17 protein-coding genes and 3 pseudogenes are annotated in these 20,381 nt (G+C 33.2%); 5 read left to right on the plus strand and 15 right to left on the minus strand.

The window, feature by feature from the left end; genetic code table 11:
- Nucleotides 1-74 precede the first annotated feature (74 nt).
- The 4 genes and pseudogenes from ASC84_RS07930 to ASC84_RS22660 all read right to left on the minus strand — a co-directional run.
- A complete protein-coding gene (locus tag ASC84_RS07930; protein ID WP_056513393.1) occupies nucleotides 75-1,421 on the minus strand; it encodes an aromatic acid/H+ symport family MFS transporter in 1,347 nt (448 codons plus the stop codon).
- A gap of 63 nt (nucleotides 1,422-1,484) precedes the next feature.
- Nucleotides 1,485-2,468, minus strand: coding sequence for an amidohydrolase family protein (locus ASC84_RS07935; protein WP_056513396.1), 984 nt, complete (start codon nucleotides 2,466-2,468; stop codon nucleotides 1,485-1,487).
- Nucleotides 2,469-3,120: 652 nt separating this feature from the next.
- Nucleotides 3,121-3,307: pseudogene (locus ASC84_RS23555) on the minus strand (EF-hand domain-containing protein); the annotation flags it as partial.
- A gap of 1 nt (nucleotide 3,308) precedes the next feature.
- A pseudogene (locus ASC84_RS22660) lies at nucleotides 3,309-3,581 on the minus strand (EF-hand domain-containing protein); the annotation flags it as partial.
- A gap of 327 nt (nucleotides 3,582-3,908) precedes the next feature.
- On the opposite strand from ASC84_RS22660, the gene ASC84_RS07945 reads away from it, so the two are divergent.
- Nucleotides 3,909-4,511, plus strand: a complete 603-nt coding sequence (locus tag ASC84_RS07945; protein ID WP_056513400.1) for a TetR/AcrR family transcriptional regulator — start codon at nucleotides 3,909-3,911, stop codon at nucleotides 4,509-4,511.
- Between the two features lie 77 nt (nucleotides 4,512-4,588).
- Nucleotides 4,589-5,743 carry an MFS transporter gene (locus ASC84_RS07950; protein ID WP_056513403.1) on the plus strand — a complete coding sequence of 385 codons (1,155 nt, stop codon included), beginning with the start codon at nucleotides 4,589-4,591 and terminating at the stop codon, nucleotides 5,741-5,743.
- A gap of 243 nt (nucleotides 5,744-5,986) precedes the next feature.
- Here the strand turns inward: ASC84_RS07950 and ASC84_RS07960 are convergent, their stop codons facing one another.
- The 7 genes from ASC84_RS07960 to ASC84_RS07990 all read right to left on the minus strand — a co-directional run bounded on the left by ASC84_RS07960 (nucleotide 5,987) and on the right by ASC84_RS07990 (nucleotide 13,505).
- Nucleotides 5,987-6,553 carry a hypothetical protein gene (locus tag ASC84_RS07960; protein ID WP_056513408.1) on the minus strand — a complete coding sequence of 189 codons (567 nt, stop codon included), beginning with the start codon at nucleotides 6,551-6,553 and terminating at the stop codon, nucleotides 5,987-5,989.
- A 139-nt stretch (nucleotides 6,554-6,692) separates the two neighbouring features.
- The gene (locus ASC84_RS07965; protein WP_056513411.1) at nucleotides 6,693-7,340 is read right to left on the minus strand and encodes an energy transducer TonB; all 648 of its coding nucleotides are present in this window, start codon (nucleotides 7,338-7,340) and stop codon (nucleotides 6,693-6,695) included.
- An 86-nt stretch (nucleotides 7,341-7,426) separates the two neighbouring features.
- Nucleotides 7,427-8,194, minus strand: coding sequence for a DUF4882 family protein (locus ASC84_RS07970; protein WP_056513414.1), 768 nt, complete (start codon nucleotides 8,192-8,194; stop codon nucleotides 7,427-7,429).
- 451 nt (nucleotides 8,195-8,645) lie between these two features.
- Nucleotides 8,646-9,122, minus strand: coding sequence for a hypothetical protein (locus ASC84_RS07975; protein ID WP_056513417.1), 477 nt, complete (start codon nucleotides 9,120-9,122; stop codon nucleotides 8,646-8,648).
- Nucleotides 9,123-9,265: 143 nt separating this feature from the next.
- Entirely contained in the window at nucleotides 9,266-9,961 is a 696-nt protein-coding gene (locus ASC84_RS07980; protein ID WP_056513420.1) for a DUF4760 domain-containing protein, read from the minus strand.
- Between the two features lie 822 nt (nucleotides 9,962-10,783).
- Nucleotides 10,784-12,763, minus strand: a complete 1,980-nt coding sequence (locus tag ASC84_RS07985) for an ATP-binding protein (RefSeq protein WP_056513425.1) — start codon at nucleotides 12,761-12,763, stop codon at nucleotides 10,784-10,786.
- A 181-nt stretch (nucleotides 12,764-12,944) separates the two neighbouring features.
- Complete coding sequence (locus tag ASC84_RS07990; RefSeq protein WP_056513428.1) at nucleotides 12,945-13,505, minus strand: hypothetical protein; 561 nt, start codon at nucleotides 13,503-13,505, stop codon at nucleotides 12,945-12,947.
- 325 nt (nucleotides 13,506-13,830) lie between these two features.
- Between ASC84_RS07990 and ASC84_RS07995 the strand changes: the two genes are divergently transcribed.
- Nucleotides 13,831-14,499 (plus strand): hypothetical protein, encoded by a 669-nt coding sequence (locus ASC84_RS07995; protein ID WP_056513429.1) that lies wholly within the window; start codon nucleotides 13,831-13,833, stop codon nucleotides 14,497-14,499.
- A 203-nt stretch (nucleotides 14,500-14,702) separates the two neighbouring features.
- Nucleotides 14,703-15,101, plus strand: coding sequence for a hypothetical protein (locus tag ASC84_RS08000; RefSeq protein ID WP_056513432.1), 399 nt, complete (start codon nucleotides 14,703-14,705; stop codon nucleotides 15,099-15,101).
- A 465-nt stretch (nucleotides 15,102-15,566) separates the two neighbouring features.
- Here ASC84_RS08000 and ASC84_RS23480 read toward each other — a convergent pair whose 3' ends face one another.
- A complete protein-coding gene (locus ASC84_RS23480; protein ID WP_264753249.1) occupies nucleotides 15,567-16,652 on the minus strand; it encodes a transglycosylase SLT domain-containing protein in 1,086 nt (361 codons plus the stop codon).
- Nucleotides 16,653-16,846: 194 nt separating this feature from the next.
- Here ASC84_RS23480 and ASC84_RS08010 point away from each other — a divergent pair, with 194 nt between their 5' ends.
- Nucleotides 16,847-17,314: a hypothetical protein gene (locus ASC84_RS08010; RefSeq protein WP_227515110.1), complete on the plus strand. Its 468-nt coding sequence runs from the start codon at nucleotides 16,847-16,849 to the stop codon at nucleotides 17,312-17,314.
- Here ASC84_RS08010 and ASC84_RS08015 read toward each other — a convergent pair.
- The 3 genes and pseudogenes from ASC84_RS08015 to ASC84_RS22670 all read right to left on the minus strand — a co-directional run.
- Nucleotides 17,273-17,536, minus strand: a pseudogene (locus tag ASC84_RS08015) (phage tail protein); the annotation flags it as partial. The gene ASC84_RS08010 and the pseudogene ASC84_RS08015 sit on opposite strands and share 42 nt — an antisense overlap.
- A gap of 54 nt (nucleotides 17,537-17,590) precedes the next feature.
- Nucleotides 17,591-19,429, minus strand: coding sequence for a hypothetical protein (locus tag ASC84_RS08020; RefSeq protein WP_056513438.1), 1,839 nt, complete (start codon nucleotides 19,427-19,429; stop codon nucleotides 17,591-17,593).
- 636 nt (nucleotides 19,430-20,065) lie between these two features.
- Nucleotides 20,066-20,242 (minus strand): hypothetical protein, encoded by a 177-nt coding sequence (locus ASC84_RS22670; protein ID WP_155860321.1) that lies wholly within the window; start codon nucleotides 20,240-20,242, stop codon nucleotides 20,066-20,068.
- Nucleotides 20,243-20,381 lie beyond the last annotated feature (139 nt).

A 20,381-nucleotide genomic window follows, 5' to 3' on the forward strand; every position in this document is an offset into this window, starting at 1 on the left:
TTTTACTTAAATCTTTAAGGTGTAAAAATCCTGACTACCTAAAAATAATTGAGGTAGTCGTTATTGTTTTTTATTTAAACTTTTGAAGTTTGAGGAATTGTCACTTTAGAAGTTGAATAACGCCCTTTTAAATAAAGCGCTAGCGCCGAAATTAAAATAGGCAATGCAAGTACGAAGAAAATGCCGCTCATACCGAGATTAAATGTGAAAATATAAGCGCCAAAAAATGCCCCGAAAATAGCGCCAAAACGGCCTAATCCGTGCATCCATGAAACACCAACTCCACGGCATTCTGCAGGATAAAATATCGCAGCTAAAGATGGCAAGGAGGATTGTGCGCCAACCAAACCAGCGCCTGCTAAGAAAATAAACAATGCGAGTAAATAAATATTTTGTGTAAGAAATCCTGTTATGACGAATAATACGGCTGATATAAAATATGCAAAAGTGATGGTTTTATTCACGTCATATTTACCCATAAACCAACCAATGAGGATTGTTCCTGCAACACCACCAAATGGGAAAACTGCTGTGACTAAACTAAACTGTTCTGGTGTAAATCCTGATTCCTTAAGAAGCGTGGGCATCCAACTTGTAAGTACATAAAATACCAATAAACTCATAAAGCAGCAGAGCCACATCATTGCAGAGGGTACAATAAACTTGCCGACGACAAGACCAACGGGATTGGTATTTTTTTCATTTAATTCAGCATCTAGAGGTGTAACAGGAACTAATTTTGCATCGATAAATTTACCCTGTATATTTTTTACAATTTCTAATGCTTCGACTTGTCCTTGTTTTTTAATCAAAAAATGTAGCGATTCTTTTAAAAGAAAAACTGATACAATGGCAACCACTACAGGAATAGCTCCGCCTATATAGAGAACCATTTTCCAACCATGATTTGATAGAAGTCCTGCTGATAAAACACCGCCAATCGTAATACCAAGCGGTAGTGCACAAAATAATAAATTCACCATCCATGCACGGCGATGCGCTGGCATATATTCAGATACGAGTGTTGCAGCATTTGGCATTGCAGCACCAAGCCCTAATCCCGTTAGGAATCGATATATCACCATTTCAGTCGTATTATTTGAAGTACCTGTCAGGATTGTTAAAACACCAAAAATAAATGCAGAACCGATAATGACCCATTTTCGTCCAATCTTATCTGCTAATATTCCTGCAAATATTGCTCCAATCGCCATTCCTATTAAGGCAACACTCATCACTGGGCGTAGATCATTTTTAGTGATCCCCCAATCATCTAACAATGCAGGAGCGATAAACCCGACTACCCCTGTATCAATCCCATCTGCTAAAATCACTAAAAAACAAAGTATAAATATTATCCACTGCTGCAGAGATAATTTTCTAGTATCAACGGCTTGCTGTATATCTAATATTATTTTCATCATAAAATCCTTTTACTGCATTAAAAATACCAATAACAATCATTGTTATTGGCTTGAGCTACTTTAAATGCTTAACTTGAATAATTTGTGTGCATTATGACGGCCTATTTTTTCTCGATCATTCTCACCAATTTCGGCATGATCAAACCAATGTGTCGCTTCTTCCATGTCTTCAAATGGATAATCACTTGAGAATAAAACACGATCAGATCCAATTTCATCAATTGCATTTTTCATGGTAATAGTTCGGAAGTTACCGCTTGTTGTTAAATAAAAATTCTTACGGAAATAATCAATAAATGGCTTTTCTGCTTTTACACCGAGTGGATTACGACCATTCGCTGAAGCCCAATGCGATGTACGCCAAATATTATTTTGAATTAACTCGCCTAGGTGTCCTAAAATAATATTAATATTTGGATACTTATCAAATAAACCTGAACCAATTAAACGTAGCGCATGTACACCTGTTTCAACTGAGAATGACCATGCAGGGCCCATTAACCAAGGATGATCTTTGATACCCAATTGCTGACTTAAAAGTGGGTTACGCGGATGTAAATAGAATGGTACGTCGAGTTTAGCAACCTCAGCCCAAAAATCTAAATATTCTTCAGCATCATAATATTTGGCTGTTTCATCGTTATTTAAATTTGAGAAACCGTTTACTAGAGCACCCGCAAAACCAAGTTCTGTTATGCAGCGATTGAGTTCTTTTGTCGCTGCTTCTGGATCTTGTAATGGTAAGGCAGCAAAAGCCCCAAAGCGATCGGGATGTTTAGCGATTAATTCAGCTAAGGTGTCATTTGCAATTTCTGCAACTTCAACAGCTCTTTTCGGATCTGCAATCGCTTGAATCGCTGGTGCATTTAAAGAAATGATTGAGTATTCAATACCCGTTTCATCCATACGGCGTAAACGTTCCCCAGTTATATCGAGTAATTGACTCCGCTTAGTTCTCCAAACATCTGGTACAAAGAATCGTTCAGAATCACCAAGCGTCTCTTGAATTGCAAAATGTTCTTCTAAAGCAATCTTCCCTTTCATTTACGACTCCATATCTTATAAAGGTATAGATGTAGATTAGGTGGATCAAAAGAATACGAGAACATTAATTATGGAAACTTAACTTTCATTTTATGAAAGCTAAATTATTTTGATCGACTTGGACATCGCTTGTAAATATTAATTAAGCGATATGCAAAATGGATTCATGGTGATAAAAATAGGATAGAGATGGCAAAACTAAATACAGGCACTTAATAAGTGCTTTTTTTATGATTTTCAAATAATGCCTATCTAAGTCCATGATAGATGTTTAGGCATTAAAAAAGCCCTGAAACTGTTAAATTTCAAGGCTTTATTAAGTTTCTTGATACATCGTATAACTAAGTGACAGATCATGATTTACAAATTTGGTGGAGATGGCGGGAGTTTAATTAAACCCTTAACTCATTATATATATTAAATATTTCTTGTCTAGGATATGTATTGTGTAACTTATGTGTAACACACTACTTTGATAGTTAATGATTTTTTGTGACAGTTTAAAACTTATTCTGAGTTAGGTTTCCGATTTCCGAATTGAACTCAGATCCTCTTTCTTAATTTTACCATCATTTCCTCACTATTAAAGCAAAACATTATAAAAACAAAACGTCTTATTCTGACTCACCTTAAGATATATATTTTGAATCACTTACCAAAATTTCCACCAAGCTTTATGTGGCCAATTAGCACAAGGGTTAGGTAATAAACCGTAAATTTTGACAAATTCATCTTCTACAAGTTTTCCATCTTGATTTTCATCTAGATATTTAAATAATTTAAGTTTTTATCTTTGCCTTGAAACCGTCTATCATCTGGCCAAGGATATGGTTCAAAATNTTCATCTTCTACAAGTTTTCCATCTTGATTTTCATCTAGATATTTAAATAATTTAATGTTTTTATCTTTGCCTTGAAACCGTCTATCATCTGGCCAAGAATATGGTTCAAAATCTTTAACCTTTAGAAATTCATTAAGTTCAAAAGTACCATTTTTATTTGAATCATAGATTTTATAAAATTTTTCCCAGTCTAATGAAGTCGGATCACAGGCATGACTGAAGCTTGAAAGTACACTACAACTGAGAATCAGAATACAGATTATTTTTTTCATTTGTTTTATCCCATCTTTAATTAGCTTTGATTATATAGACAAATTGATTTAGGAAAAATCATTTAAAGAAAGCTATTTAGCAACTGTATAAATGATCCAAAGTGTGATTTCTTTGCCCTGCCCTGACTCAAGTTTTAAAAATTTGAACAAGGTTTTTCTGTTATTGGTGATTGATTAAGTTATCGATTTTAGCAAGCAACACCTCTATTTTTACGATTAGAAAGAATCTATAAGTAAGCTATTATTTTTAAGATTTAATTTAATATTTGACAACTCGTTCCATAATATCTAGTATCCCTCATAGTTCACTCCCACTCAGGCTCATCCATGAGTGATGACAAATCCAATTATCCAGGCCGTCCAAGACAGTTTGAAGATAAAGAAATCATTGATGCAGCTATAACTGTATTTAGTAGCAATGGCTATGCAGGTACTTCTGCACAGAATTTATGTGATGTTACTGGATTAGGGCGCGGAAGTTTATATAACGCCTTTGGTAGCAAACAAGCTTTATATGAACAAGCTTTGTTGCGTAGCCATGAAAAAACCATGGCGGCTCAATTATCCATTCTCACACAGTCAGGGCTGTTCAAAGAAAGATTACGATCCCTTTTACTTTGGGGGATTGCCGAGGATCTTTCACAATCAGAACAGCACGAAGCCATGGTCTTATTCTCTGCTTTAGAAATGGGTGATAAAGATCAGGTTGTCTCCAGCCTGAATCTAGAATATCGACAGCGCCTAGAGAACTCTCTCCTCACAGTATTTGTCGAAGGACAAGCCAATGGGGAATTCAGTACAAAAGCCTCAGCCCTTGAAATGGCTCGAGGATTTTTAGCTGGCTACTACGGTTTGCGTGTACTGAACAAAAATATTTCAGATAAAAGCTTTCTGAAAGATGTAGTTAATGGTCTCTTAGCTAATTTGTAATCACATACTTAATGCTAAAGAAACTAAACCCTTTCATTTTGTAATGAACGTTCAAGAAATAGGAATTTATTCAAAAAATGCCATTAGCAGTATATATATTAGGTCTAGCGATTTTTTCAATTGGTACAGCAGAATTGATGGTCGCTGGTATGACCGCCACTTTATCCCAAGCCTTTGGAATCAGTGTAGGTGAGGTTGGACATTTAATTTCATATTATGCCTTTGGTGTCATGTTAGGTGGACCTGTACTCACCTTCTTCTTCCTCAAATATAAAGTTCAATATCGTAAAGTCTTACTGATTCTCTTTGCACTCTATGTAGTGATCCAAGGCCTAAGCGCCTTTATCTCTAGCCATGCTATTTTGATTGCAATCCGTTTTATCACTGGCGTCTTATGTGCAGGTTGTTTGAGTCTTTCACTTGCCACAAGTATGGCTATGGTTCCTAATCATAATCGCCCACGAGCAGCAGCCATTGTTATTGGAGGTTTTATGATTTCCAATGTGTTTGGAGTCCCGCTTGCGACTATGATTGACCAACAATGGGGCTGGCGTGTTACTTTTGGTTTAGTAGCAGTATTGGTATTCATTTGTTTGATTGCTCTATTGCGTCTTTTACCTGAAGTGAAAAGCAGTGGGCAACTTAGAATGGAAGAAGAGATTAAAGCCTTTAAAAATAAAGCTTACTGGAAAGCATGTGCAACAAGTTGCTTAATTCTTGGAGCAAGCTTTGCTGCATTTAGTTATTTCGTTCCTGTTTTGGTCGATATCACTGGATTTAGCATGCAAGTAGTTCCATTTATTTTAATGGCATTTGGTTTTTCAAATATTGTGGGAAATACTATTACTGGCCGTTTAGCACATGACCACAGCCTAAAAATCATGCTTATCGGATTAACCGTATTAAGTATCTCCTTATTCGCTTTTGCAATATTTGCCGAATATAAAACAGTAGCAATTATTACAATAATTTTGATTGGATTATCTGGTGTTCCAATGAATCCAGCAATGATGGCAAGAATTGTCAGTGTTGCTCATCCAGGTCCTATGGTCAATGCAGTACACACCTCAGTGATTAATATAGGTTTAGGTGGCGGTTCGTATATTGGAGGTCTAGCAATTACGAATGGTTACGGCTTACGTTCAGGCTTATGGATTGGTGCTGTACTGGCAGTATTGGCATTGGCTTCACTTCTTCCTTACGCTCTTAATCGTCAAAAGGGTTGGTCTTGAAGCAAGTTTCTTAAAATCATTAAATATAATGAATCATTTAACATAGTAACCGTTTTCCAAATCAGCCCTCGCTCAGAGGGCCATGCTTCAATCAATCTTTCCGCATCAGCTGCTCGCAACTTTAAGCTGCTTTGACAAGATGTCAGCGCTGAGTTTTCTTCTATAGATCCCATTGGAAAGTAAATTTTTCATTGCTCATAAATTGGGTTCAATAAAAACCTACCGAAGTGAGCTAATCAAAATTTAATCATATAATTTCGCTTTTGAAAGTTTTACCTTTATTTTCTTAGGGAGATCAGGAAAAAATTCATTAATATCTTCTTTAGGCTCATCTCCAGTGTAGATTAGCGCCCTCCATTCATTACTATGAATATCTCTTACAAAAAAGACATCAGTTAGGCTTATACCTTGTTTCCCATCAATATTTACGAAGTAGTACATGGGAATAATACATACCTCACCAACACTAGAAATGAAATCTGCCTTAGGCTTGAGAAGTTTTGCTTTATGACCTTTAGATTTACCGCTCTTAATCTTAAAAGAGATAGAATTAAGTGTTTCATCGTATTCACTCTCATCCATCCAGCCAAACAAATAAAATTGCCCTGGGTGATTCTTATTAAATAAAGCTGGGTAATCATAGCATTCATTATGTGCTTTGATTTGTTTTAAATCACCACTTCTTCTAACCTCTACAGCCCCCCTAATAATTCCCTGAAATATATCGTAAGATTCTGAACACTTTAGCTCACTGGAATATGAACTAAAAGATAGCAACCCAATTGCTAATCCCAATAATAATTTTTTCATTTATTTCCCCTTATTTTCATATAGTTTATTTGACTTATTGTTGAAAAACTATCTAAAGGTTAGAAATTATTGATGATCTGGAATGCACAAACCCACTCAAGTGAGTGGGTTTGGTTTTACTAAATTCTGTAAAAAATTTCTATCCTTCTTCAGCAGAACCTAGAGGAAAGTGAAAATCTTCAGTCTCTTTAATTGGATAAGGCTTGCCATTAATATTTAAGGGCTTAAATCTTGCTTTATCTTTAAATTCTTTCAGTACGTAATTATCTAATTTATTTATTCCGCTACTTTTAGTGACCTTGGTTTTAGATATTTTGCCGCTATTGTCAGCTTCTACATATATACTTAATGATCTACTTTCACCCTTTAAATCAGATTTTTTTGGAACAATATTTGGGAAAAATTCATATTTAGGAACCCTGGAAACTGAAAATTCAAAAGGTAGTTTTAAGCGTGATGGGTGATTTGTTTTTATATCCCATTCATTCCAAACTTTGAGTTTTGATCTTTTCACAGCCCTTAATACTAAATTGTCTAAGTCATCCAATCCGCTACTTTTGCTTACTTCAGCTTTTTGAACCCAGCCACTCTCATCGGTTTCTAAATAGATTAATATATCTCTGTCGTAACCCTTTAATATTTCATTTTTAATAATAGTTTTTGGCGGTATTATCCATTTCATTAACATTCCACTAGCTGAATCTCTCTGTACTTCTCGAACCTGAGAATCTGCTCCAAAACAAAAAATGGAAACCAATAAGCCGAAAATTAAAAGTAAGCTTTTCATGATATATCTCTAGTATATTTAGTCCAAGATACTAATTATTCGGATAAAAAGAAACCTCCCGAGGGAGGTTAAATAAAATTCAGCTTCTAGATTGTGTTGCCACAGATGTCTTTTGTACCAGTTGGGTAGGTTTGAGTCAGTTTAGTTGAGTCTGTGATTAACTCTACAGAAAATTCTTTATTGATATCTGCATTTGCCATACCAGAATAATTTGATGCAATTGTAAAATACATATTCTTAAGTTTAGATGGGTATGAAAATTCATAGCCCTTATTTACTCCATTGAATGTAATACCAATCTGCCTAGTGTTTTGATTTAAATAAATTCCTATATTTTGATAAGAATCTAAAGTGTTCTGAGGCTGTAATTGAATTAATGTACCAAATTCATTTTCTGCCATATTTCTAGTGGTTATATAAAAACTATTTACTGGACCAAGCTTTTGGTAGTTGATCATTACTGCAAAATTATCACCGTTTTCCATTTTTCCAGATGCTAGAATAGGAAAAGCATTTAACATGGTTTCACTTGTAGTAATGTTTGGCAATTTAAACTTTAATTCGAAAGCCTGTATAGCATTGCTAGAGATTATTTTGTCTCCATTTGCATATAGTAAAGCATTACCAGGGTCACTTGAGTTTGCCACTTGATTGTATAGATTTTTACTTAAAGCCATAAAAACCTTGTCTTGAAGTGTGGTGTTATAAGATACTTTTGCGTTTGAAATTATTGGAAATGCTTCCGTATTAAATTTCTGTAGGTCTTGCTGCGTTGCATCAAAATTATAAGTACAAGCACTCCACCCGCTTACACTCATCAACCCTGTTAGAATTCCTAATGTTAATTTTTTCATCTCTATATCCTTATCATTCTAAAGTTAGAATATAAGGTAATTAACAAATTTGCTTGATATTTTCCGATGAAAAATCTCCCGAAGGAGGCTTGGTTTATTAATTGATTAACTCTCTAAATTATTTACCTAATTCGTCCCAATACAACTGGCATATTTGAGACACCTACTCTTTCATCCCACAACCATTGCACTACATATATTCACAATGTAGCGCAAATATAAGCACATGATATAAATAGCAACTTCATAAATTTTTAGAGGTTTATATGCTAATTAATAAAAGCGAAGAGCGTGCTCAAGAAAGGTCAGAGAAAGCTACAGAAAATCTCATAATGCCTATATATGTTTCGATCTTTATAGGCCTCGTTTTAATCGAAATTGTGAGCTATGTACTTTCAAACTGGTTGAATTAAATTAAAAAACCCACTTAGGTGGGTATTGTTTAACTTCTTTACGGCACAATATGAATTTCACCATTTTGATCTATAGTAAATTCTTTAGAATTTGCTCCTATTTTTTTTGCACCATAAATTTTTGCAAAATACTCGATGGTAATGTTTACTGAATTACCAACCTGATAAATATAAACATTTATTGGAACATAAGAGTGTCGATTTTTAAGACCATCTAGAATTGAAATCTCTGTCATTTTGATCCCAATCAAAGCTTGATCTCTAGTTAATTTTTTCCCATCTTTTTGGTCTACAAATGTTGATACATTCACAATAACGTCTTTTTTATTACCATCTTTAAGTGTTACATCATAATATTTCCCATCTAAAACATAATCATCATCTGTGAGCCTTACAATAGCCGAAGTTTGATTGTCCTTAATTTCTACTTTTTCGCCTTTAGCGTTTGTGACAAACTCTGCATTACTTAACGCTGGCAATAACCCCAAAGTACCAATTAATAGTAATTTATTCATTCTAAACCACTCCTTGCGTTGTGTATAAAGTAGCAATAAATTAATTAAAACCCACTCTGTTGAGTGGGTTTGGTTTTAATACAAAAGTAAAATCTTCGAAAAATTGTTATTAGCGACTGCTCTTAGTGGTATAAAAATTATACTTATTTCTTTAAATCATTCTCAACTAATGGATTCTCACTCCATCTTAAAGCAAGTAATTCAAGCTCTTTATAATAGGTAGTTTTCTGAGATTTCTTTCGTAGGTGTGTTACTGCTGGGCTAACAGCCTCCCATAGATTAATTATATTATTACAATGCATTCTTTTAAAAAGTTTTTCATCTAACAAATTGGTATTAATTCCAATGGCATAAAATTCATGACGATTTAACACGTGGATCATATGACGACGTATATCAGATTCAATTTTTGTTAATTTATTTGGATCGAACTCACACAATTCAGAAAGACTTACGCATGGTTCCCTTGAGTTAGCGTCAGAAAAATCTTCTTTGCTTAAATCTAGATACTTCAATGGATTTTTATCAAAATTCAAAACTAGGACTTTAGCTAAAGATAAATCTCGGTCATTGTTATCGTTTAAGATAGTGTCTAATGTAGCTCGTTCTCGTGAACTATTTTTTGAAGCTTTGATCGTCATAAATGCAATTAAAGCTGATACAAACACCACCAACAATTGTAAAAATAATAACCAATCGCCAACATGCCATTCTTTAAAGTCATAAAAGTTAACTATTTTAGGCCAGGACAAATATATAGATATTAAAAAAGCAGAAAGCGCTATTAGAAACGTCAATCTGCTTGTATATGGAATTTTAATTATGACGGAATTAGCCATCCCAACCTTCAAAAGCTTTATAAGTTGGCATGATTATAGTCGAAGTATTTTTAAAAATCATTAGTTTAGCCATTTCTATTTTCCTCATTTAATTAAGAACCTTCTTATCACGTAATAATAAGGTGTCTAGTGAAGATATAATACCCACCAAACATGGCGCAAGTCAACATTTAAACTATAACCATATACCACAAATTAAACATAGATTTCCTTTAAAGAATTTAAATTAATTAAATATATATCAATAACTTACTAAAAATTAAACATAAATCAAATTGCTCTAAAACCTCTTAGCTAAAAGTATAGTTTTGTTATCTTAAACCCTCTATAAAGATTTCAATTTAGTTTTAAGGATTTTCTTTAAACCTTTAAGAGTTGCTCTAATTTATCAAAAAGAAACCTCCAAGGGGAGGTTTAGTCCATTATGAGAAAAGCATCTTAGGGTGCTTTGCTTTAAGTTAATTTTAGAAGTTATATCGCCCCCCAGCCTTGTAAGTTATGCCGTCAAAATCGCCACTTTCTGAAGTTGCCTATATGGCAGTCAACCAAATCAATCAAGCAAATGATCCTAACTATAATTTCTAAGCTGCCTATATGGCAGTGAACTAAATTGAACTTGCACGAATAAAGCCTCCTCATTTCTAAGCTGCCTACGTGTCAGTCAACCCGCGTTAGATGCTCCCCAAACTGCGCAAGTTTTTCTAAGCTGCCTACATGGCAGTCAACATAGTTCGTAGCTACTGGGGTTTTGTTTGGGGGTAAAAAAGCACATTAAGGTGCTTTTCTTTCAAGATATATTAAAATCCTAAATTGAAATCATTTTTAAACTTTAGGAATATACTTTTCATGCACTTCTTTTAAATATTTTTGAGAACTTTCTTGATTAACCTCGTACTCAAGATGTCTATTAATAAATTGTAATTTTGAACGCGCGTCAGCTATAACTTCAGCCCAGCTTTTCACAAGTACTGTGATATTCAATTCACCATCTTGAAATACTACACTTTTAGGCATATTTCTTTGATTTGCTTTTCTAGTTGCATAAGCATCTAATTCATTTGAAATAGCTAAAAAGGTCCACTTTGCTTTTACATTCAAAAATCTCTCATCTTCTGCAACAGCTATAGCGTACTTTTCAATCTGACTTAAGACGTCAGAATCAATTTTTTTTGAAGGACGTTTCAATTCAACTACTAAGTAGTCAAATTCGCCAGCACGAGGTTGGTCCACTTTATTAAGCATGAGATCAAGACGTCCAGTGCGACCATCTGGAAGCATTACAGGTTCAGTAACATTAATCTCATCAGCTCTTACACCTAATTTAGAAATATGCTTTTCTAAAACTTTCTCTAACTTTACTTCCGAAGTTGATAAAGCAAATTGCTCATCAAAAATCCATGCTTCCTTCTCTAAAATCTTATGTAATTGATCACGCTCAGTAAAGATTTTTTTAGTTTCCTTACCAAATAAAAGCTCATCTAAACCATCTAAAAAATTTAATCTGTTTGATACAATTGTAGCAGAAGAAATAATTGAAGAAAGTTCAGTATTATCTAGTAAATTAGCCAACTTATCTTGATCCTCTTTCTTTAATTCCAATACTTCGGTAATAATTTTTTGAACAGATTCAGGATTTTCAGTAATAGCTTGAGCAATTAATTTAAACATAAATTTCTTAGAAGTCTTTTCGGTTTTATCAAAATTAGGTAAAAAAGTTTGTACATTTGCTGCAAGAATATCGAACACTTCTTGCTCAGCTTTTTCAACTGAATTCCTATTGAATTTATCATCATAAGGATAAATATTTTGATCTTTCCATTCCTGAACAATACCACTATATTTTTCAGCAATCCTCTTTCTAAAGTGCTCTTGAATAGTTTGTATAGCAATATCAACTATTCTGCCTACAGATGGTTCGAAAACCCCTAATGCTAAGGCGCCTTGATTTTCTAGCTCTTGAAAATATTCACTTTTTAAATATGCTGTAAAATTAAAACCTTTTGCCTTGATTCTGTTTTTGGGTTCATATTCATTTAAAGAAATTCCTTTAGCTGAACACAAATTTATTACTCTTTCTGTTTCTATATTCCATTCAATAATAGTTAATTTAACAGGGTGAGATGTTATCTCAAGACAGTCCTCTGTTAAATCGTAGTCTTTTGAACAAATTTGAACACTTTTAGGGTCTATCTTATGACCATTAAAATTTAATTGTAAGTTTGGGTACTCTGTAAGAAATACTGCAAAACTCTTTGTAATTTCATTAATTGTTTTATCCTTGCGTAATTCATCAGCCTTTTTATACAAGTTTGATATGATTACTTTGGTACCCTTTTGACCTTTAGTGCTATTCTCTAGTGAGCTTGTTTTAAATTCTTCGATATGATTGTGGTTTCCAATAATTGAAAAAGTACTAAATAAATTCTTATCTTCAAATGTAGTTTTCCACTCAATATCAGCTCCTAAACAAAATGCTTTGAAGCGTCCCTTTCCATTTTGTCCATGCAAAGGATGATGGTAGTTTTCTTTTTTAATTTTTTTCCATGAATCCCCAATCTCCCCAAAGAAAGTTTGCGCATCTTTAAAGGGAATACCCTCCCCTCGATCCTCAACAGTGATTGTCTCAAGTCCATCAATAGCATTTATATCAAATTTCACTGAGACAACTTGAGATGAAGCATCAAAACCGTTCCAAATTAGTTCACATAACGCTTTAACTGCAGATGCTTCTGCTAAAGTTTTAATATGTCCTGGAGTAGCAACAATTTTTAAAGGTTTAAAATCTATAGTTTTATTATTCATGAGCTATAACATACTGATTTCAACAGTAATTATCCCAGTCTAAAAGGTTACTTATGATCAACTATTTATTGATGATTAGTCAAATAGAAATACTCAAATCAATTGAATTTATTTGAGTAATCTTAATAAAAAACCCGCCTAAGCGGGTTTGTTTTATAGATTGAAAGCAAAAAAGTAGTTTTTACTTATTTTGCTTTAGAAGAGTTTTTTGAGTTATCTTCCAAGGATCCCATTTCACCCTTTCTACGACATATTTAAATTTATTTGCTGGAAAGTTATTTCCACCATCTTTACCACCATATTTGTCATCAGCATAATCCCAGCTAATAATTTCGAACTTATTTGAATTAATTTTCTTTAAAGACTCAATAAACCGGAAATTCATATCTAAGTCTGAACCAAAGGCAGTATCAGATTGGATTGTATAAGGCTTCCATTCGCCACCATAAATAGCAACCTCACTAACAAACCCAGACATTGTTCCAGAACCACCAGCGCACCCCATATCCCCATACCACATTACATAAAATGACTTTGAATCTTTTTCATATTCAACTGTATGCACATCTTTAATAGTAGTGGGTTTACCAATGTCAGAATCTTTCTCAAAAGAACTCATACATGAAACTAATTTAGAATATTCTTTAACAATATTAAAAACTTTTTGTTTATCTTGAGGTTCGGAAGCAGCATTCGCAATACCCGATAAAGCCAGCAAGCTAGCTAAAACTATTCTTCTCATAATGTAACTACTTTGTTAATTATCGTAACCATATTAACAGAAGTAATTTGAATAAACATTAGGCGAAAGTGGGAAAACCACTGTGTGGCAGTTGGGTGCAATAAAAAACTTTCTGCATCAGCTGCCTATTCTTCACTTAAGAAACAAAGATTTTAGTAGGTCCTTTTTATTTCAGTGATCATAAGTGGTCAATGAGTCGGGATATGTTGTCTAAGAATTATTTTACAAAGAATGGGATGATAAAGGTTAAGTAAGTTTTAGTTGGGATGAATTATTGCAAATTAATGGGTAAAATATCAACTAAATTTAGATATTAAGCACAGTCATGAACAATGAAATAAAATCAATTTTTGCCAATACAATTGGAACAATTTCATACCTAATAGTAATATTCTTTTTTGTTACTTTGATTATGTTTATTCATAATGAAGTACATGATGCACTAAAAGAAGCATGGGTTGCTAGTATTTATTTCCTTTCCGTTCTGGCAACTTTAGGGGCGGCATTTATTGCTTCTAAACTATTTAATGACTGGAGGGACATAGAAAAATTCAAAAGAACATTAGAGTTATACGAATATGGTATCTATTCACTCCAAGAAACAATAAATAAGTTAAACAAACTTCAGTTATATTTTAATGCTATAGAAATCGGAATAAGATTTTCAAGTAATAATAAAACATTTAGTCAAAGATTTTTTGAAAATAAAGAATCTCAAAAAAGAAATAAAGATTATGAAAAATTCTTGACAGAAAGAGAAAGTCTTCTTGAAGAATGTTTTTTGCATTGCTTTGAGTTGAACAATAAATATTATATTGACTATTTAAAATGTTTGGAAAATGATGAAAAATTAAAAAAAATACTGTCAGTTAATACAGATGTTATGAATTTACTAAAAATTGTAATGTTAGATTCTGATAATTGCGCTTACATGCTTAATTTTATGCAAATGAAAGAAAGAGTACTTGATGAATTCAAAATAATCACATCTTAAAAATTTTGTAGGACTTCGTTCTTCACATCATTCAAAGTACTACATTTATTGTATTTAGTAACAGTATCAAATAGTTAATAGAATGATTTATTTGCTCAAATTTAACACAAGTTTGAGCAATCAATTGATTTTTGATTTTTTCATTTAACTGTTCTTAAATTTATGATATTAATGTTTTTTTATTTAAAAGAGCAAGATATAAAATGAGTAATACAGTTGCAATCTCTGAATTTAGAAAAAATAATGATTTAGTTGTAAATAATAGGGGTGATATTCCAAAATTCAATTGCCAAGTTAAATACACTGTTAAAAAAGAATGTATCGATACTAAAACTAAAGCTCGATTAATCATTGATACTAAAACTAAAGCTCGATTAATCATTGATACTAAAACTAAAGCTCGATTAATCATTGATACTACAGAATATGGAAAAATTACCATAGACGATACAGACGAACTATCTGAAGAAAAATATCACTTATCATACTCACCAACTTGGCAAACTTACGAATATAATTCAGAAGATAAAAGCTTGAATATTTCAGGAGAGTCAAAAGTGAAAGGTGATTATACTGTCAAGATAATAGTTCTCGACAATTAACCCCTCACTCCGAGGGCCATGCTTCCATTAATCTTTGAAAAATTAAGTTATCCCTATCATACATGATAGAGCTGTTTATCTGTCAATGAACAATTAGATGTGCTCAGTTTTGAGCACATCTATTTTCTAAGCTACCTACTTGGCAGTTAACATTATCTTGATCTTGGTATTCACTCAAATACATTTCTAAGCTGCCTAGGTGGCAGTCAACCAATACGGCGTGATGATGATTCGATTTGCCAATTTCTAAGCTACCTACATGGCAGTGAACAAGAAAGGGTCTGTCAATTGTACAGACCCTTTTTCTAAGCTACCTACATGGCAGTGAACAGCAAAACCACCTAAATAATTTCACTGTTTTCAAAAGATTACTACAGTTTTACTTTAAATACCCAAGTTTTTAATAAGCAAATCAAAACATTAAAAACAATGTATTAAAAATTATTAAAAAACTTGGAGTAAAATTTAACTGTTAAAAATGCTCTTTAACTTCACTCCGTAAACTTCTTCCCAAGCTTCCTTAGGATAAATTTTTACAGTACCAAAGTTTGGATCTGCAATGTCTTTAATCTCTCTACCTTTTTCAAGACACCACTTTTTAAGATTACGCCAGTTATACTTTCCACCTGTCTTATTCTCTACAGCCTTAACAGAAGCGTACTTCTTAGATTCGCCCAACTGTTCTTTTAGTGCTTCAGCTTGGCGGCTTTTTACTGATGCAGTAGCCATTGCTGTTGCTGTCTTACGATCACTAATCTCGGCTTTCGTTGCTATAGCATGATCACGTTCTTGTTCAGCGATTTGTTTCGCTTCGTATTCAATAGCCCAAGCTCGTGCAGCTTCGGCAGGGTTTGAAAAATTCGGAAGTAAAATAGCGTTTTGTTTTACGACTTCTTCGAGTTCAGCCCAGCGACGATTAATCTTGATTCGCAATTCAGGTTTATAACCAGTCACTAAATCAATTGTTTGTTCTTTGTTTAAAAGAAACTCTCGATGTTGTTGCAATCCAGTTTTCTGATGTTTGTAATACCCCTCTCCAATTTTGGATAAGCCCATTTTTTCGTAAGTTTCATTGAGCAACTCAATGTCACGGCAAACATGCCCATCCGAGTATGCTTTATTGTTACTAGCATAAGCCTGACTTTGAGAACTTGCTAAAGCTGTTTTTTGATAATCTAAAGGATTCATAGAATATTGTGCGATTTTATCTCGCGCACTATTCATGCGATCTGCATACATCAAACTATATTCTAATTGCTTAGTTGAGCCATCAAAACCATTTGTTCCTGCAATATAGCCTTTTACGTTTTGAACATATTGACGATTTACTGGTCCAATTTTAGTACCTTTTTCTACGTTCCCTTCGCCTGCATGATAAGCAGATATTGCCTTATCCCACGAGCCAAATTTTTTATAGAGAATTTGAAGGTATTTAGCTGCTGCCTCTGCTGATTTACCTAAGTCAAATACATCGCTTCCAGTCAATTTGAAACGCTTAGCGGTATCATCAAGAAATTGAAATCCACCTTTTGCAGTACCATATTTAGTCATTGGACCAATGGCATTAGCATTTACAAGGTGTTCAAAAGAAAGGAGCTAAAGCAGATCTTCAAGAAGCATTCAAAGGACAAAATAAAGAGTTAAAAGATCTAAACTATTTATTTAATGCTCACATCATTGAACTTCAAAATGCTTATAGAGGGAATCTTCAAATTGTTGAGATTTCCAATAAAGTTCGACAAGGAATGATGAGCCAAGAGGATGCACTTAAAAAGCTGAATAATCTTGACTTTATTTCTCCTGATCAACTTAAACAACTGCAAAAAGATAATGATCTTTATCGTGAAAAGTTACCCGTAGTTCAAAGAGTACAAGAAGCTTTAAAAGTATTTGGAATTGAAGCTGAACTTGCAGGAAATAAAGCCTCTAATTCTTCAAAAGGTTTTGGTGATATTGCTAAAGAAGCTATTACAACCTCTGAAAAAGTCAAAGGACTAAGTGAGGAAATTCAGAAGTTTATTAGTAATTCACTATCTTCATCTTTACAAAATGAAGAAAGATTGAAGTTATATAATCAAGGGCTTTCTAAAGAATCTGCAGATATTATTCTTAAAGCAAGAGAAGCAGCAAGGATAGTAGGTACTGATCATCAGCTTCCTTTAACTTGTATCTGTTTTAACTCTCACTTCTCCATCCAAAGGAGAATTCCATAGAAATGAATCAGCCCCCTTATGTCTATCAAAGAAAGCTTTGATTTGAAGAATTTCTTCCTTGGTAGATGTAAATTTATAAGGCCACTCACCTTTTCTGTTGTTGATGCCTACTGAGATATTCTGTTCGTAGCCATCTCCAAATTTAGAAGTCAAAATATTGAAGTTTTGTTTGCCTGAGTTTCCATCTAGATCACATGGATATGTAAATTTTTCATTGCTCATAAATTGCGTCCAATAAAAAACCCACTCGGTTGAGTGGGTTTGTTCTAATAAAACTTAGTCCTTATATTTATATCGAAAAGAAGCAATGATCAACATATTTGAAGCTATCTTTCCTGAAATATTTAAAGGTGCATTCAGAAGCATTAAATTTGCCCTTTGTTCTGTATTTGCATTCACCAAAACATTAATATTATTATTTAAATTAAATCCAATAATTTGATTAACAACACCATGTCCTGAAATATAATTAGAAATAAATTTATTCTCAGGAACTGCTGTAATTGGCAAGCTTATTGAAATTAAGCCAGAATTTAATGTAGAGCTAAATAGTAGACTTGAATAAACATTAATAAACTTACCATCAATCTCATAGTATCCAACAGAATTCAAAATATTTACACCAGCACTCAAAGAACCGTCTATAAGTAAATTTGGGTTATAAGATAATCGCTCATCTGGAAAAGCAGAATCAGTAATATTATTTTTTACAAAAACAGATTTATTGCCTATTAATGGTGCATCAATATATTTTTTGGGTAGTTGTTTTTTTGAAAGGATAGTATTATTGATTATTTCAATATTTGATACTTCCGCAGAAGATTGTAGAATACAGGCATTACTTTGCAGATCACCAAAACCCACAAAACTATTACTTGAAATTTTAATATTTTTAGTTAAACCTGTTGTTTTTACTACACCATAAATTAAGTCCTTTGATGATGTTCCAAGAATTAATAAGCCGTCAATATCTGTATATCTATGAATAAATGAAATTCCTTTCGAACGTTCATTTGCAATATTATTTTCAGCAATAATATTATTCCAAGAATTACCTATGTCACTAACATTTTTTGCTCTTGGTATATCAAAGACCCCAGAAAAATTTGAACTTCTGTGGCTTGCTATTGAAATATTATTTCGGTATATCGGGCTAATTAAAGTACAGTCATTAGACTTTACCAGAACTCCAGCAAGTGTAATTTCATTATCTGAAATAGTTAAACCATTAATGTAATCTTTTAATTTATGCTCACCAGTAATATTAACTAATAGACTACAAACATCAAAACGATTATTAATAATTTTATAATTCCTCATACTACTTTCTAGAGAATGCATTGCTTGTACATCACCAGCAACTATTAAGTCATTATCACAAGCAATTTCTAGTAATGCCCTTTCTCCACCCATTCCAGCACTACCATTTCTAAATGTGAAGCCTCTACCAGATACACGAGCAAAGCAACTAAACCAATAAACATTTACACCTTCACACAGGATATCTACATCTAAATATTTATTTGGTAGTTTTGCTTGTATTATGTATGGGATAGCTGGATTATTTTGATCAGGATACTTAGCTGTTAAACTCCCATTAAAAAAAATATTTTTTATTTCAGTGTTTTCGTTTTGAAGAATAATCCCCTGTCCCGCTGGATCAAACCAAAGTTGTGATAATTGTCCTTCCCCAATTAAATTGAATGACCAATAAGCCATTCCCTGACTAATTGTGAAGCCTTTTAACCGATAATTACCAACTAATACACGCATAATGCGCGAACCACCAGCTCTCGGATTATTTTCATTATTGACTAGATAACTTGCATATTTTTGAAACGCAACAGTGTCGTCATGGCCTGTTTGTGCAGTCGCATTCCAATCACCATAAGCGCCAAAATCATAAACATTATGTTTTGTTGCTTCCAATCTTATCCATCCATTAAAATGAAGACCTCCATCATTCAAATTTAATTTTGTTGAATCATATTTAAAATTACCCCCTCCTTTACCGCTCCCTATTTGGTAAGAATTCACTAACACTGTTTGCCCATCTACTGGGCTTTGAATAGCTAATAATTCAGCAATACTTTCTACTGTTGTTATAGTGCTCATTGAATTTTCCTTTTATAATTAATTTTACGCAATTAAACCCTATCTACATGTTTTACAAATACTTTTAATAATTACGCCAGACTATTTTGATCTATTCATAGTACAAAAACAATGGAAGTTAAGAGACTTACGACAGTGTGTGGCGCAATAAAAAACCACTCGGGTGAGTGGTTTTTTATGTTTGATGGGATTAAATTACATTAGTCCACTACGATTTCGTAGACAGTTTTACAAAGTTGTTTTGGGTAAGCGGATGGTTAGTTAATTTAGTATGATCCCTGCGTATCTAAGCAAGCCATATAATGCTTTAAAGGAAAACTCGATAGTTCTGCTTCCTTTTCGGAATCACTTGAAGAAATTGGCTTTGAATAAGCTTCTTTTATAATGGTATCAATTTCTTTATAAGTTGCTTGATCGTTNTTCATGAATATCGTTATCTAACTGTTTTGTGTCCGCAAAACATAAACTAGGTAAAATTGCAGATAAAATTAATATTTTTTTCATATAAACCCCTTGGTATTTGCTCATAAAATAACAAATAATCCAATTCTTTGTAAGTTGGGCAAGGGCTTATTGCGGACATTAAAAAACCGACCATTTGTAGGTCGGTTTAAAAATCAATATTCATTTTTGTCTCTAACTATTTAGGCGCCAAACCAAAACAGCAAGTGAACCCATGAGAGTTGCAGTGCTTGCTATAACAAGGGATATCGACTTCCCCCAAGCCATTATGATGGCTACTTTACCAGCATCTTTATTGCTCATTTTTCCCTCTATACTAATATTGGGTTTAGTGTTACTATTTTCTGACATAGATATATCTCCTCTTTTCTTTGCGGTTAAGCGGATGTAAAAAAACCCCGAAAGCGCCAACTCTCGGGGTTTTGTTTTGGAATCAAGAAAACCATATAAATAGTTCTCTCTTATACGTGCACCTCTAAATAAAATTTGT

The organism is Acinetobacter sp. Root1280, assembly GCF_001425285.1.
GTDB classification, from domain to species: domain Bacteria; phylum Pseudomonadota; class Gammaproteobacteria; order Pseudomonadales; family Moraxellaceae; genus Acinetobacter; species Acinetobacter guillouiae.